The sequence below is a fragment of the Amycolatopsis azurea DSM 43854 genome (genome assembly GCF_001995215.1).
Taxonomy (GTDB): Bacteria; Actinomycetota; Actinomycetes; order Mycobacteriales; family Pseudonocardiaceae; genus Amycolatopsis; species Amycolatopsis azurea.
Genome location: NZ_MUXN01000001.1, coordinates 292,603 through 307,152 on the forward strand (window position 1 = coordinate 292,603; position 14,550 = coordinate 307,152).

Consider the following 14,550-nt stretch of genomic DNA (forward strand, 5'->3'; position numbering starts at 1 on the left):
AAGGGCCCCTTCGGCTGCCTTCAGTCGTCGGCGGGCTCGGGCTGCGCCTCCGGCAGCCAGGAGTTGCCCGGAACGCCCCACTTGTTCGCCTTGAGCATCTTCTTCGCCGCGCGGGCGTGGCGCCCGACCAGCCGGTCGAGGTAGATGAAGCCGTCCAGGTGATCGGTCTCGTGCTGGAGGCAGCGCGCGAGGTAGCCGGTGCCTTCGACCTCGATCGGATTCCCGTCGACGTCGAAGCCGGTGACCTTCGCCCACGAAGCGCGTCCGGTCGGGTACGACTCGCCGGGAGCCGACAGGCAGCCTTCCCAATCGTCGTCCGGATCCGGCATCGTCTCCGGGATCTCCGACGTCTCGAGCTTCGGGTTCACCACGACGCCCTTGTGGCGCGTGCCCTCGTCGTCGGGGCAGTCGTAGACGAACACGCGCTGGTCGAGGCCGATCTGGTTGGCCGCGAGGCCGACCCCTTCGGCGGCGTACATGGTCTCGAACATGTCGTCGACGAGAGTGCGCAGCTTGGCGTCGAACTCGGTGATCTCCCGAGTCGGGTTGTGCAGCACGGGCTCGCCGGCGATCACGATGGGATGGACGGTCACGCGCGCAGTTTAGTCGGACCCTTCTGGTACACCCTTACCCATGACGCGCCGACGCCGATACCGAGGCCGGGCGTTGGTTCCGTGGTCTAATGGCGCCGCGGAATGACAAGCCTGTGGTTTCACGCCGCCGAGCACTGACCTGATTGCGAGGAGTCGGATGGACGCCGCGGAGTCGATGGCCGAGCCCGACCAGCCGTCCCCGTCGGAGACCGTGAACGGCCTCAGCGAGCGCGAGCTCGACATGCTCGCGTTCGAACGTCAGTGGTGGAAGTACGCCGGCGCGAAAGAACAGGCCATCCGCGAACGCTTCTCGATGTCGTCGACTCGCTACTACCAATTGCTGAACCGGCTGCTCGAGAAGACCGAAGCCATGCAGGCCGACCCGATGCTGGTGAAGCGCCTGCGAAAGACGCGAGCGGCCCGGCAGCGCAATCGCGCGGCCCGGCGACTGGGGATCGATCTCTCATGAGTCTGTTTTCGGGTCTGTCCCGGCCGATGAAGGCCGCCGGACTGGCCTTGGTCGGTGTCGCCGTGATCGCCGCCGTGATCGGCGGGATCACCCTGACCAGCGGTGGCGGTGATTCGGACACCGCCACGCCGCCCGGTACGACGCCCACGACGTCGGACGGCGCGACCCCGCCTTCGTCCCAGCCGTCGGGCACACCTCCGGCCAGTTCGCCGCCCGCCTCTTCGGCGCCGCCGTCGAGCGCGCCCGCGAGCTCCGCGCCCCCGGCGAGCCAGCCGGGGCAGACCGGGCAGCCCGGTCCTGGACAGCCGGGTGGTGACCAGCAGGCGTCACACAAGTGGGTGACGGTGCGCGTCTACAACAACAGCCTGATCCAGGGCCTCGCCGAGCGGGCCGCGAACGACTTCCGCGCTTCCGGCTGGAACGTCACCGAGGTCGGCCCCCACCAGGGCAAGCTCCCGAAGTCCGCGGCCTACTTCCGGCCGGGCACCGACGAGGAGGCCGCGGCGAAGGCACTGGCGCTGGAGTTCGGCATCGAGGCCCAGCCGAGGTTCGAAGGCATTCAAAACGCCGCTCCCGGCGTGATCGTGATCCTCACCAAGGACTACGACGAAAACGACAAGAGCGGCGGCTCCTAGCCGCAGTACATGAAGGCCCCCTTCCTTGCTGGAAGGGGGCCTTCATGTATCTCAGACCTGGTTCTGCGCGTAGGCCTCCAGAGCCGCCAGCTGGGCCGGGTCGAGCGAAGGCCGCACGGTCTTGGCCGCCTTCGCCAGGTGCGCGGCGGTGACCTCCTTGGCCTCCAGCGACTCCCGCATCGCGGTCAGCGCGGCCTCCCGGATCAGCGCCGCGCAGTCCGCCGCCGAGTAACCGTCCAAAGTGGCCGCATACGCCGCGAGGTCCACATCGGACGCGAGCGGCGTGTTCTTGGCGCTGGCGGCCAGGATCGCCTCACGCGCGTGCGCGTCCGGCGGCGGGACGTAGACGCGGCGCTCCAGCCGTCCCGGCCGCAGCAGGGCCGGATCGACCAGCTCCGGCCGGTTCGTCGCGCCGAGGACGACGACCTCGCGCATCGGCTCGACCCCGTCCAGTTCGGTGAGCAGGGCCGCGACGACCCGGTCCGACACGCCGGAGTCCGAGGACTGGCCGCGGCGCGGGGCGAGCGCGTCGATCTCGTCGAGGAAGATCAGCGACGGCGCGGCCTCGGCGGCGCGGCGGAAGAGTTCCCGCACCGCGCGCTCGGACTCGCCGACCCATTTGTCCATCAGTTCGGCGCCCTTGACCGCGAAGACGTTCAGCGCGCCGGTGCCCGCGAGGGCACGGACCAGGAACGTCTTGCCGCCGCCGGGCGGCCCGTACAGCAGCACCCCGCGCGGCGGATCGACACCGAGGCGGGCGAACGAATCCGGGTAGCGCAGCGGCCACAGCACCGCCTCGGTGAGCGACTGCTTGACGTCGATCATGTTGCCGACGTCGTCGAGGGTGAGCCCGCCGGTGGCCAGATTGTCCGAAGTGGACATCGAGATGGGGCGGACGGTGGTCAGCGCGTCGAGCAGGTCCTGCTGGGAGATCCGCGGCTCGTCGACGTCACGCTGCCGCAACGCGGCGCGGAGGGCGGCGTCGCGGCGGAGCGCGATCAGGTCGGCGGCCACGAAGCCCGGGGTGCGTTCGGCGATCGGACCGACGTCGACACCGGCCTCCAGCGGGGCTTCGCGCAGGAGCACGCGCAGCAGTTCCGTGCGGGTCTTCGAGTCCGGCAGCGGCAGGCCCAGTTCGCGGTCGAGCAGGTCGGCGGCGCGCAGCCGCGGATCGGCCGACTCGGCGCGCCCGGTGGTGGCGACGACGGCGAAGCCCTTGCTGCGCAAGGCCTTGCGCAGGTCGTCGAGGACGACCGTCGCGAGCGGCGGCGGCTGAGAGGCGGGCAGCAGCGCGTCGATGTCGGTGATCATCAGGACGGCGGGGTCTTCGTCGCGGGTGGCCTGCTCGATCGCCTCGCGCAGCCGCGCGGCGGCCACGTTCGGGTCGAGGACGGCGATGTTCGGCGCCGCGAGCGTCACCACCCGCACCTTCTCGGCCTGCGCCACGGCGCGGACCAGCGTCGCCTTGCCGACGCCTTCCGGGCCGGACAGCAGGACGCCGAGATGCGCCGACGTCCCGAGTTTGGCCAGCAGTTCCGGGCGGTGGAAGGCCAGGTCGAACCACTCGGCGAGTTTGCGCGCGGCCGATTCGGATCCGGCGAGATCCGACAGCGGCGGCACGGACTCCTCGGCGACCTCCTCGATCTGCTCGTCCTCGACGATCTCGGCGTCGATGAAATCCTCGTGCGGGGTGGCGGGCGTGCTGCGGACCAGCGTCGTCCCGGCCCTGGCCGGAGCGGCGGCGGGCTCGGTCTCGCCGGTGCGGGCGCCGCCGCGCCAGCTGACCACAGTGGACGGTCCGACGGCGACCGGCCCCGACGGCTCGGTGGCGGTGACGGTGAGCAGCTCGTTCGTCCACGTCATGCCGATGGCGCGGGAAAGCTGGCCGCGGACGGCGGGGACGTCGGAGCCCGGCGCGGGCGCGAGATCCTGGGGGAGCAGGGAAACGGCGTCGCCGACGGTCAGCACCTTGCCGATCAGGGCGAGCCGCAGGGTGTGCGGGGAGAGCGACACGCTCGCGATCCGCGAGCCCGCCACGGTGACCGTCTTCGCGGCGGACACCTCCGCCGGCGCGACGACCACCTCCGAGCCCTCGGTCACGCCGAGGTTCGACATCGTGACGTCGTCGACGAGGATCACGCCCGGCACCCCCTCCGCGTCCGACGGGGCGGCCAGCGCCGAGCTGACCCGCGCGCCGGTGACGCGGACCGCGTCCCAGGCCATCAGGCCGAGCGCGTCGAGGACTTCGGGATGCAGCCGGACGACGCCGCGGCGGGAGTCCAGGACGGACGGGGTGTGCCGGACGGTCAGCGTGATCTGGGGTGCGCTCACCCCGCCACCCTATCTACGCGGACCGTTCCCAGCGGTCGAAGGACAGGATCTCGCGGGCGGGTCGCCGGGCACCCGGGGAGAAGTCGCGCTGGGTCGTGTACGCGACGGCGAGCAGGCTGATCTGCGTGACGTCGGCGGGGATCCCGAGCAGCTCCGCGACTTCGGCCTCGCGCGCGGGCAGGTGGTACGCGCACATCGAGCTGCCGAGCCCCTTCGAGCGCAGCGCGAGCTGGAAGCTCCAGATCCCCGGGTACACCGAGCCGTAGTAACCGTTCTGGACGACGGGGTCCTCCGGCGGGCGGCCGATCATGCAGGGGATCGCGAGAGCCGGGACGCGCCCGAGGTTGTCGACGAGGTGGCGGGCCGACCGCATGACGGCCTCGGTCGTGAGGTGGCCGTACTTCGCCATGGTCGGGATCGCCTCGGCACGGACGATCTTCGCGATCTCCGTGCGCAGCCCCGGGTCGCGGACGATCACCCAGCGCTGGGCGTCGAGCAGCATGCCCGCGGCCGGTGCCTGCTGCGCGACGCGGACGCAGTCTTCGAGCAGCCCTTCTTCGACCGGCCGGTCGAGGTCGAGTTTGCGGCGGACGGAGCGGGTGGTGGTGAGCAGAGTTTCGGTGTCCATGACATCCCTCCAGGTGACTTACGACGTAAGCATACGATGTAAGCACTTACGGCGTAAGGGGGTGCGGGTAAAGTGGGACACATGGCGCTGAGCAGGGAGAAGGTGCTCGACGCCGCGTTGCGGCTGGCGGGCGAGCACGGACTGGCCGGACTTTCGATGCGGAAACTGGCCGCCGACGTCGGCGTGGAGGCGATGTCGCTCTACAACCACGTCGCGAACAAGGGGGACCTGCTCGACGGGCTGACCGCGCGGGTCTTCGAGAGCGTGCCGCTGCCCGGCCCCGGGCCCTGGGACGAGCGGCTCCGGGCGCTCACCCATGGCCTGTACACGGCGTTTTCGAGGCATCCGGTGGTGGTGCGGGCGCTGGCGACCGACGCGGCGAATCCGCGTTCGGCCGGCGCGCTGAAGTTCATCGACGCGATGTTCGCGGCGCTGCTGGACGCCGGGCTGGACGAGCGTGGCGCCGCGCGGGGCTACCGGTCGCTGATCGGGCTGGTGTTCGGCGCCGTGCTGACCGAGACGGTGGGACTCTCCGGGGTGGCGGACGCTTCGGACCTGGAGCGGGCCGAGCCGGTGGTGGCGTGGTTCCAGCGGTCGGTGACGGCGGACGGGCTGCCTTCGCTGCACCGGGCACTGCCGTCACTGCTGGACGGTGACTGCTTGCAGGACTTCGAGTTCCAGCTGGACCTGGTGATCGGCGGTCTGCGCGCCTCGGTGGGCTGAGCTTCGGGGCGCGCGCTCCTGGGTGCGTTGCGAAAGCCACGTTCGCAACCTTCAAGGTTGCGAACGTGGCTTTCGCAACGTCCCGGACCCGGCGAGTGGGCGAGCGATATTCGCGTTTGTCCCCAGGTTGTCCACAGGGCCACCTCTTTGTGGACAACTCCCGCTCCCCGCCCCTGTTTCCCCAGGTCCCGTCCGGGGGGCCCGATACGCTGGGCGCGGGGCCGTCCCCCAGGGACGGGCGGGGGGCTGGGGGTGGGCAGTCAGCTGGAGAACAGCGGGGGATCAGGCGGGGATCAGCGCTTTCGGAGGCCGATTCGCCGCCATGAGCGGCGCCGCGGGCCCCGGGTGTTGTCCCGGTCCTTGTCGGTGAGGGTGCGCGGAGCGCGCGCGACGTGCTGTTCGCCCCGTTGCAGCCGGACGCGCTGGGCGGCACCGGCCACCACGCGCCGCAGCGGCGGGCGCAGGCCCAGCCGTCGGCGGCTCGAAGAACGCCGGATCGCGCGCCGTTCCCGCGGCGGCGCCATCCACGCCTCCGGATGCTTGGCCAGCCAGCGTTGCCGGTACACCGAGTACGGGATGTGCGCCAGGTACAGCACCAGCGCGATCGCCAGCGCCACCAACGGGAACTGGATGATCGCGGCGGCCAGCAGGCCCACCCCGACCAGCAGCGGCGCGATCGCCTTCGGCGGCGCCTTCACCGTCTTCAGCGAAAGCGTCGGGATCCGGCTGATCAGCAGCGCGGCGACGGCGATCGTCCACACCCACACCGTGTACTGATGCGACCACCAGCCCTGCCCGAACTGCAGCTCCAGGATCAGCGGCAGCATCGCCAGCAGACCACCGGCGGGCGCGGGCACACCCACGAAGAACTCGCCCGCGTACGGCGGCTGCTCCGTGTCCTCGATCAGCGTGTTGAACCGCGCCAGCCGCAGGATCATGCAGACCGCGAAGATCAGCGACGCCACCCAGCCGATCCGCTCGCCCTCGGCGTGCCACACGTACAGCACCAACGCGGGCGCGACACCGAACGAGATGCCATCGGACAGCGAGTCGAGCTCCTGCCCCATCTTCGACGTCGCGTCCAGCAGCCGCGCGATCCGGCCGTCGAGACTGTCGAGCACCGCGGCGATCCCGATCGACGCGATCGCCATCGGATAGTTGCCGATCAGCGCGAACTGCACCGACGACAGACCGGCGCACAGAGCGAGCACCGTGATGGCGTTCGGCAGCAGCCGGACACCGGGAGTGGTCACGCGGACCATGGATCAGCCTTCCGGGTGCGGCGCCGTGGGCAGCTCGGCGATCGGGGTCTCGCCGCCGATCGTGCGCTGGCCCTTCGAGACGAGAACCTTGCTGCCCGGCGGCAGATAAAGGTCGACTCGCGAGCCGAAGCGGATGATGCCGTACGTCGCGCCGACGACGGCCTTGTCACCCTCGCGGATCTCACAGAGGATGCGCCGCGCCACCAGGCCGGCGATCTGCACCACGACGAGCTCGTGACCGTCTTCGGTGCGCATGAGCACGGAGTTGCGCTCGTTGTCCTCGCTCGCCTTGTCCAGGTCCGCGGACAGGAACTTCCCGGGCCGGTACGCGACCCGTTCGATCACACCCGACGCCGGGATCCGCTGGACGTGCACGTCGAACACCGACAGGAACACGCTCACCCGCATCCGCGGTTCGGCGGGCAGCCCCAGCTCGGGCGGCGGCACGGCCTCCTCGATCAGCGACACCAGACCGTCCGCCGACGCGACCGCGAGGCCCGGCTTTGCGGGCGGGACGCGCTTGGGCTCACGGAAGAAAGCGGCCGTGGCGGCCGTCGCGAGCGCGCCGACGACACCGAGGCGCTTGGAGAACCTCCGCAGCACCAGCGTCGCGGCGAGACCGCCGAACACGAACGGCCTGCCGGCCGGGTGCATCGGCGGAACGGTCTCGCGGGCCAGCTTCACGGCGTGCGCGAGGGGATTACCAGTGGCTTCCGGCCGGTTGCCGCTCATTGGTCGGGTTCACCGCAGTTCGTGTCGGGGGGTCGGGACAGGAAGAGCACCACGCTACCGCCCTGTCCGGGGCCGGGCCGTGGCCTCCCCCGGAAGGGTTTCCCCGGCCCGGGTGGGAGGCACCACATCCCGGTAACGGAAGGTGGAAATAAGCGATAACTCTAGGTGATTGATGCCGATCGCCGACCTTGAGGACCCGCGAATGCCCGCCAGCCCGGACCCCGCAGGCGAGCGACTCGCTGAGCTGTTCCGAGCCTGGAAGAGGGACATTTCGGCGGCGCCCATGCCGACACTGGTCGACCCCGTCCGCGCCGTCTCGCTCATCGCCGAGGCGCGAGCGTCCGGATGCATATGCCCCCCGACGGCACATGCACCCGGACGCGGCCGCTGGAACTGAGCGAACGTCCCACACTAGTGCGCCGAACGCTGATGATCACCGGTCGCGAGTAAACCGTTACCAACGGTTACCCCACTGGTCACCGGCGATAAGAGTCGTTCCGGTTGGAGCCCTGTACCAGCCGCAGCAGGGCGAGCAGCACGATCGAGCCGAGAATGGCGACACCGAAGCTGGGGAAGTCGAATTCGAAGGACCGTTCGGTGCCCGTCGCGAGCCGGTAGATGAAACCGCCCAGCGCCGCGCCGAGCACGCCGACCAGGATGCTGAACAGGCAGCCGCCCCGCCTGCCCGGGCCGCCCACCACGATGTTGGCCAGCCACCCGGCGATGGCGCCGAACACGATCCACGAGAAGAAACCCATACCCCGAGATTACCGACGCGGATGGAGTAGCGCACAACGACACTTGTACAAGAATTCTTGTGCAAGTACTGTTGTGCGTCATGGCCGACCGTGAAGTCCACGAAGTCCACGACTCGAAGGTGCTCGCCGCGATGTCCCACCCGCTGCGGCGCCGCCTGCTCGACGTCCTCCGCCTCGACGGTCCGAGCACGGCGTCCGTGCTCGCCGAGCGGACCGGGCAGGCGGTGGGGAACGTCAGCCATCACCTGAAGGTGCTGGCCGCCAGCGATCTGGTCGAAGAGGCACCGGAGCTCGCCCGGGACCGGCGCGAGCGCTGGTGGCGCCGCGTGGGCTACGCGGTTTCCTGGTCGCCGTCGGACTTCCCCGACGACCCGGTCGCGGCCGCCGCCGAATCCCTCGCCCTCGAACGTCAGGTTTCCATGGCGCGCCAATGGTTCGCCGAACGCGAGACCTACCCCGAGGAGTGGCATCGCGCCGCCTTCGCCACCGACAGCTGGGCGAAGATGTCCGTCGCCGAACTGGCCGAACTCGAACAGAAGGTCCACGAGCTGATCAAGTCCTACAGCGGCCGTGAGATCCCCGACGACGGCCAGGAACGCCGTCCCGTCTTCATCTCCACCCGCGCCGTCCCGGCCCGGCCGTGAGCGTCCGCGAACGCGGCGGATTGCTGCGCTCCAGGGATTTCCGGCTGCTGTGGACCGGCGAGACGACCAGTGTGCTCGGCAGTTCGATCGCCGTCGTCGCGCTGCCGCTCGTCGCGGTGGTCACCTTGCAGGCGAGCACTTTCGCGGTCGGGCTGCTGACCGCGGCCGCCTGGCTGCCCTGGCTGCTGATCGGCCTGCCCGCCGGCGCCTGGGTCGACCGGTGGCCGAAACGGCCGGTGATGCTGGCGTGCAACACCTTCTCCATGTTGGTGTTCCTGAGCGTTCCGGTCGCCGCGTGGTCCGGCCTGCTCACGATGACCCAGTTGCTCGTCGTCGCTTTGGCCGGCGGCACCGCGAAGGTCTTCTTCAACGTGGCCTACCGCGCGTACCTGCCTTCGCTGGTCGACAAGGAGCAACTCCAGGAAGCCAACGAGAAATTGCAGGGCAGCGAATCCGCCGCGCAGATCGGCGGACCCGGCCTCGCCGGTCTGCTGGCGCAGGGCTTCGGCGCGGTCACCGGAGTGCTCGCCGACGCCGTCAGTTTCGGGATCTCGGTGCTGTGCCTGCGATCCATCCGGTACCGCGAGCCCGCCCGCCCGGCCAAGGCGCGTTCGCGGCTGCGGGACGAGATCCGCGACGGCCTCACTTTCGTCGTCCACGACCGGTACTTGCGCGTCTTCGCGGTCTTCGGCGCGGTCTCGAACGTCGCGCTCATGGGCTACCAGTCGATCGAGGTCGTGTTCCTCGCCCGCGACCTCGGCGTGGGGCCGGGTGCCGTCGGGCTGGTGCTCGCCCTCGTCGGCGCGGGGGGCGTCTTCGGCGCCGCGTTGTCGGGCAAACTCGCCGCGCGGATCGGCACCGCGCGCGCTTTCGTGCTCTGCGAGGGTTTCGGAGCGTTGATGATGTTGCTGGGGCCGCTGGCGAACGGCGGCTGGGGGCTTGCCTACTTCGTCGTGGCCGGGTTCGCGCTCAGCGCCGGGGTCGTCGGCTCGAACGTCCTCAACGCCACCTTCAAACAGCGCTACGTCCCGGCGGCGATGTTCGGCCGGGTCACCGCGAGCATGTCCGTGCTGAGCTTCGGCGCGATCGCGCTGGGCGGCCTGCTCGGCGGGCTCCTCGGGGAGCTCGCCGGAGTGCGGCAGACGCTGGGCCTGATGGCCGGGCTCGAAGTCGTCGCCGTCTTCGCCCTGCTGTTCACGCCGATCGGCCGCTGCCGCGACTTCCCCGCGGATCGCGTTTAGCCCGCTAAACGCGATCCGCGGGGCCGGGAAGTCAGAGGAGCAGGACAGTCACTTCGTCGCCCTGCTCCACCGAGTCGACGTCCTCCGGCAGCACGATCAGGCAGTTCGCCTGCGTGAACGAAGCCAGCAGATGCGATCCCGGCCCGCCGCGCGGTCCGACTATCCCGGTGACCTCGCCCTCGGAATGCGTGTAGAAGCCCCTCCGGAACTGACGCCGCCCGGCGGGGGACTTCATCGCCTCGGTCAGCCGGGCCCGCACCTTCTGCCGGTCGACACCCGTGTGCCCCATCGCCGCGAGCAACGCCGGCCGCAGGAACGCTTCGAACGAGACGAGCACGCTCACCGGGTTCCCCGGCAGCGTCACCACCGGCACGCCGTTCCACCGTCCGCAGCCCTGCGGCCCGCCCGGCTGCATCGCGATCTTCCGGAACTCCACGCCCTGTCCGGTCAGCGCGTCCTTCACCACTTCGTACGCGCCCGCGCTGACCCCGCCCGAGGTCACCAGCAGATCGACGTCCGCCAGCCGCGGCTCGATCACCGCGCGGAACTCGGCCACGTCGTCGACGACACTGCGCACGACGTCGGCCTCGCAGCCGAGCGAGCGGATCGCGGACGCCAGCATGATGCTGTTCGACTCGTAGATCTGCCCGTGCCGCAAGGGTTCCGGCGCGTCGACGAGTTCGGTCCCGGTGGACACGACGAGCACTTTCAGCGGCTTGTACACGGGGACCTCGGCGAGCCCGACGGCCGCCGCGAGCCCCAGTTGCGCCGGGCCCAGCACCGTCCCCGCCGAGAGCGCCACCGTGCCCTCGACGACGTCTTCGCCTCGACGCCGGATGTGCGCGCCCGGGACAGCCGTCCTGAGAATCCGGACGTCCGTCACGCCACCGTCCGTGTGCTCCACCATCACCACCGCGTCGGCGCCGGGCGGCAACGGGGCGCCGGTCATGATCCGGTGAGCGGTACCCGGCTCCAGCTTCGCGATCTCGATCCGGCCCGCGGGGATGTCGTCGGCGACCGGCAACGTCACCGGAGTTTCGGCGATGTCCTCGGCGCGGACGGCGTACCCGTCCATCGCGGAGTTGTCGAACGGCGGCAGCGAAACCCCCGCGAGGACGTCCTCGGCCAGGACGAGCCCGGCGGCGGAGGCGAGCGGGAGGCGGAGGACTGGGGCGTTTCCGAGCAGGCCGGTGACGGTCTCACGGTGGGCGTCGACGGAGATCACCGGACCATCCTCCCGCCTCGGGCCCCGCATGCAAGACTCTGCGCGTCACAACGAACCACCCGGGGAGAAGAAGACATGCAGGTTCAGATCCGTCACCAGCCGTCGTTCGCGGTGGCGAGGCTCATGCTGGCGCCCGGTGAACCGGCGCAGGTGGAGTCCGGCGCGATGATGGCGACGAGCTACGGCGTGCAGGTCCAGTCCCAGGCGCAGGGCGGCATCATGAAGGGCCTCGGCCGCGCCTTCCTCTCCGGTGAGTCCTTCTTCATCTCCACCTACACCGCCCCGCAGAACGGCGGCTGGGTCGACGTCGCCGCGAACCTGCCGGGCGACATGCAGGTCATCAACCTCGACGGCCGCACCGGCTGGTGCGTCACCCGCGGCTCCTGGCTCGCGTCCTCCCACAGCGTGCAGACCGAGACCAAATGGGGCGGGCTCAAGAACCTCGTCGGCGGCGAGGGCGGCTTCCTCACCCACGCGACGGGACAGGGCCCGCTGGTCGTGGCCTGCTACGGCGCGCTGGAGACGGTCACCCTCCAGCAGGGCGAGGTGATCACCATCGACACCGGGCACGTCGTCGCGTTCGCCGACACCGTCCAGTACCAGATCCGCAAGGTCGCCACGGGCGTCATCCAGTCGATGAAGAGCGGTGAAGGCCTCGTCTTCGACTTCGCCGGGCCGGGCCAGCTGCTCACCCAGACCCGCAACCCGTCGGCGCTGTCCGCCTGGGTGATCGCCCAGGTCCCCTCCCGCTGAGCGCATGCGCGTCCAGACGAGGCACACCCCGAACTTCGGGGTCGCACGCGTGCTGCTGTCCCCCGGCGAGGCCGTCCAGGCCGCCGGGGACACCATGCTGGCCAGCAGCTTCGGCATCACCGAAACCGTGCCCGCGCGCGGCGGTTCCCGGGCGGGCAAGGCCGCGCCCTCGGTGTTCAACGCGCCCGAGGGCGGCGGCTGGATCGACTTCGCGCCGCTGACCGCCGGAGACGTCTACCCGCTGGAGTTCACCGGCGGCGCGGGCTGGTGCGTGAGCCGGGACGCGATCCTCGCCCGGCCGGCGACCATCCGGCAGGACCCCGGCTGGGCGCCGCTGCAGAAGCTCTTCGGCGCGGATTCCGGCTTCCTGGAGCACTACAGCGGGAGCGGCCCGCTCGTGCTGGCCGCGCAGGGCCCTGTCGACGCCTTCGAGCTCACCGCGGGCGAACTCGTCACCGTGCGGCCGGACTTCCTGCTGGCGTATCCGGACACCGTGCAGTGCCGTCTCCGCGCGGTGGACCAGTCCGGTCCGCAGTCGGTCCGCACCGGCGAAGGGCTCGCCCTGGACTTCGCAGGCCCAGGACGCGTCCTCGTGCAAGCGCGCAATAGGCGTCTTTCTCGCGGGTGACCTTGGGACGAATTGAGCATTGCCGCCGCCGGTAATTCGGGTAGCGTGAACTGCACTTCAAACCGCCGTCCGGGGCAGACAGGGGTGGCGGGTCCCGTGCTGAGGGAGGGCGCCGTGGCAGTCGGCACCGTCAAGTGGTTCAACTCGGAGAAGGGCTACGGATTCATCGAATCCACTGAGGGGCCCGACGTCTTCGTCCACTACTCGGCCATTCAGGCCGATGGATTCCGGACGCTCGACGAGGGCGATCGCGTGGAATTCGAAGTCCAGTCCGGCCGTGACGGGCGGAGTCAGGCGGCGGACGTACGCAAGGTCTCGTAGAGGACTTCGGGCGACCCCCGGCGGCTTCGGGAACTGGCGCGTTAGGCTGCGCTGCGTGACAGGCGATGAGTCGGGGGACCTGACCGGTCGCCGGCTGGGCAACTACCGCATCGACGGTGTGCTCGGCAAGGGCGGCATGAGCGTGACCTACAAGGCCACGGACGTGCGGCTCGGACGCAAGGTGGCACTGAAGGTCATCGGTGATCACCTCGGGGCCGACGCCGAGTTCCGCGAACGCTTCGTCGACGAGGCGCGGAACACGTCCGCGATCGACCATGCCAACGTCGTGCCCTTGTACGACTTCGGCGAGCTCGAAGGCATGCTCTACATCGCCATGCGGATGGTCGACGGCGGGGACCTCGCCGGGCTGATCTCCGGTGGACCGATCGCGCCCGCCCGCGCGCTGACCATGCTCGACCAGGTCGCCGACGCGCTCGACACCCTGCACAACCGGGGTCTCGTGCATCTCGACGTCAAACCGGCGAACGTCCTGGTCACCAGCAAGGAGACCTCCCGCGAGCACGTCTACGTCGCCGACTTCGGCCTGACCCGCCGCGGCGCCACCGGGCACCGGACCCGCGGCGGCGACTTCCTCGGCTCGCCGACGTACGCGGCCCCCGAGCACCTGCGCGGTGAGCCGCTCGACGGCCGCACCGACCAGTACGCGCTCACCTGTGTCCTCTACGCCTGCCTGACCGGCAGCCCGCCCTTCAAGGGCGACGTGCAGACCGTCATCAAGGGGCATCTGAACGGCGAGCCCCCGGCCATCTCGCGGATCGTCGGCCTCCCGGCGGGCATCGACGAGGTCGTCCGGAAGGGAATGGCGAAGAATCCCGCCGATCGCTACCCGAACTGTGTTGAGATGATCGCGGCCGCCAGGCGTGCCCTGGGGCCGCTGGCGACTTCGACCGAGCCCCCGGGCCCGCCAGGGCAGGCGGCGGCCGCGACCGTCCAGCAGGCGGTACCGCAGCAAGCGCCACGGCAGAACACGCCGCCACAGGGAGAGGGGGGCCCCGTGCACCCGTACGGAGGACAGCAGCCCGGCTACGGCCAGCAGGGACCCGGACCGCAGGGTCTCCCGCCGCAAGGCCCGCCGCCCGGTTACGGCCCGCCGCCCCAGCAGGGCGGTTTCCAGCAGGGTGGCTACCAGCAAGGACCGCCCCCGGGCTACGGCCCGCCGCCGCAACAGGGCGGCTTCCAGCAGCAGGGCGGATTCCAGCAGGGCCCGCCGCCGGGTTACGGCCCGCCGCCCCAGCAGCAGGGCGGCTTCCAGCAGCAGCCCAAGAAGGGCGGCGGCGCCAAGTGGATCTGGATCATCGTCGGCGTCCTCGTGGTCGCGGGCGCGATCGTCGCCGCGATCTTCATCTTCGGTGATTCGAACAGCGGCAACGGCCCGCAGACCACCGCGCCGAACATCCCGGTCGGTCCCGGCAACTCGCAGTCGCAGGCTCCGGGGTCGTCGGCCAAGGCTCCGCCGACGTCGATCTCGATCAAGCCGAGCAACTGAACTGATCGAAGCCGGCAGGTGTCGGTGGGCTCGGCCACAAGGTCTTCGGAGGGCGCCCGCGCCCGACGGAGACTTCATCCGCGCGCCGTCCTTCGGGCCG

The 14,550-nt window shown here is 70.5% G+C and carries 16 protein-coding genes; 9 read left to right on the top strand and 7 right to left on the bottom strand.

Translation table 11 applies throughout. The features are described 5' to 3' along the window. Positions 1 to 20 precede the first annotated feature (20 nt). Positions 21 to 593: a peptide deformylase gene (locus B0293_RS01410; protein WP_005160573.1), complete on the bottom strand. Its 573-nt coding sequence runs from the start codon at positions 591 to 593 to the stop codon at positions 21 to 23. A 157-nt stretch (positions 594 to 750) separates the two neighbouring features. Here B0293_RS01410 and B0293_RS01415 point away from each other — a divergent pair, with 157 nt between their 5' ends. Then, on the top strand, positions 751 to 1,062 hold the full coding sequence (locus B0293_RS01415; RefSeq protein WP_005160574.1) for a DUF3263 domain-containing protein: 312 nt from the start codon (positions 751 to 753) through the stop codon (positions 1,060 to 1,062). Next, entirely contained in the window at positions 1,059 to 1,697 is a 639-nt protein-coding gene (locus tag B0293_RS01420; RefSeq protein ID WP_005160575.1) for a LytR C-terminal domain-containing protein, read from the top strand. The genes B0293_RS01415 and B0293_RS01420 overlap by 4 nt, the downstream gene beginning before the upstream one ends. A gap of 51 nt (positions 1,698 to 1,748) precedes the next feature. On the opposite strand, the gene B0293_RS01425 is transcribed toward B0293_RS01420, so the two are convergent. Both B0293_RS01425 and B0293_RS01430 read right to left on the bottom strand, forming a co-directional pair. Next, positions 1,749 to 4,028: an AAA family ATPase gene (locus tag B0293_RS01425; protein WP_005160576.1), complete on the bottom strand. Its 2,280-nt coding sequence runs from the start codon at positions 4,026 to 4,028 to the stop codon at positions 1,749 to 1,751. Positions 4,029 to 4,041: 13 nt separating this feature from the next. Further along, complete coding sequence (locus B0293_RS01430) at positions 4,042 to 4,656, bottom strand: nitroreductase family protein (protein WP_005160577.1); 615 nt, start codon at positions 4,654 to 4,656, stop codon at positions 4,042 to 4,044. An 81-nt stretch (positions 4,657 to 4,737) separates the two neighbouring features. Between B0293_RS01430 and B0293_RS01435 the strand changes: the two genes are divergently transcribed. Further along, positions 4,738 to 5,379, top strand: a complete 642-nt coding sequence (locus B0293_RS01435) for a TetR/AcrR family transcriptional regulator C-terminal domain-containing protein (RefSeq protein ID WP_005160579.1) — start codon at positions 4,738 to 4,740, stop codon at positions 5,377 to 5,379. 293 nt (positions 5,380 to 5,672) lie between these two features. Here B0293_RS01435 and pssA read toward each other — a convergent pair whose 3' ends face one another. From pssA to B0293_RS01455, 3 genes are all read right to left on the bottom strand, one after another. Then, complete coding sequence (pssA, locus tag B0293_RS01440; RefSeq protein ID WP_005160582.1) at positions 5,673 to 6,641, bottom strand: CDP-diacylglycerol--serine O-phosphatidyltransferase; 969 nt, start codon at positions 6,639 to 6,641, stop codon at positions 5,673 to 5,675. A 3-nt stretch (positions 6,642 to 6,644) separates the two neighbouring features. Further along, entirely contained in the window at positions 6,645 to 7,373 is a 729-nt protein-coding gene (locus B0293_RS01445) for a phosphatidylserine decarboxylase (protein WP_005160584.1), read from the bottom strand. Between the two features lie 476 nt (positions 7,374 to 7,849). Next, complete coding sequence (locus B0293_RS01455) at positions 7,850 to 8,131, bottom strand: GlsB/YeaQ/YmgE family stress response membrane protein (RefSeq protein ID WP_005160588.1); 282 nt, start codon at positions 8,129 to 8,131, stop codon at positions 7,850 to 7,852. Between the two features lie 80 nt (positions 8,132 to 8,211). Between B0293_RS01455 and B0293_RS01460 the strand changes: the two genes are divergently transcribed. Together B0293_RS01460 and B0293_RS01465 are read left to right on the top strand one after the other, a co-directional pair. Further along, positions 8,212 to 8,775 (top strand): winged helix-turn-helix domain-containing protein, encoded by a 564-nt coding sequence (locus B0293_RS01460; protein ID WP_005160591.1) that lies wholly within the window; start codon positions 8,212 to 8,214, stop codon positions 8,773 to 8,775. Beyond that, a complete protein-coding gene (locus tag B0293_RS01465; protein ID WP_005160593.1) occupies positions 8,772 to 10,016 on the top strand; it encodes an MFS transporter in 1,245 nt (414 codons plus the stop codon). Before B0293_RS01460 ends, B0293_RS01465 begins: the two co-directional genes overlap by 4 nt. 31 nt (positions 10,017 to 10,047) lie before the next feature. Here the strand turns inward: B0293_RS01465 and moeA are convergent, their stop codons facing one another. Continuing rightward, a complete protein-coding gene (moeA, locus tag B0293_RS01470; RefSeq protein ID WP_005164259.1) occupies positions 10,048 to 11,241 on the bottom strand; it encodes a molybdopterin molybdotransferase MoeA in 1,194 nt (397 codons plus the stop codon). A gap of 75 nt (positions 11,242 to 11,316) precedes the next feature. On the opposite strand from moeA, the gene B0293_RS01475 reads away from it, so the two are divergent. The 4 genes from B0293_RS01475 (at position 11,317) to B0293_RS01490 (ending at position 14,450) form a co-directional block, all read left to right on the top strand. Next, positions 11,317 to 11,994 (top strand): TIGR00266 family protein, encoded by a 678-nt coding sequence (locus B0293_RS01475; RefSeq protein WP_005164262.1) that lies wholly within the window; start codon positions 11,317 to 11,319, stop codon positions 11,992 to 11,994. Between the two features lie 4 nt (positions 11,995 to 11,998). Beyond that, on the top strand, positions 11,999 to 12,622 hold the full coding sequence (locus B0293_RS01480) for an AIM24 family protein (RefSeq protein WP_005164264.1): 624 nt from the start codon (positions 11,999 to 12,001) through the stop codon (positions 12,620 to 12,622). 114 nt (positions 12,623 to 12,736) lie between these two features. Then, positions 12,737 to 12,943 carry a cold-shock protein gene (locus tag B0293_RS01485; protein WP_005164266.1) on the top strand — a complete coding sequence of 69 codons (207 nt, stop codon included), beginning with the start codon at positions 12,737 to 12,739 and terminating at the stop codon, positions 12,941 to 12,943. Between the two features lie 55 nt (positions 12,944 to 12,998). Beyond that, the gene (locus tag B0293_RS01490; protein ID WP_005164270.1) at positions 12,999 to 14,450 is read left to right on the top strand and encodes a serine/threonine-protein kinase; all 1,452 of its coding nucleotides are present in this window, start codon (positions 12,999 to 13,001) and stop codon (positions 14,448 to 14,450) included. Positions 14,451 to 14,550 lie beyond the last annotated feature (100 nt).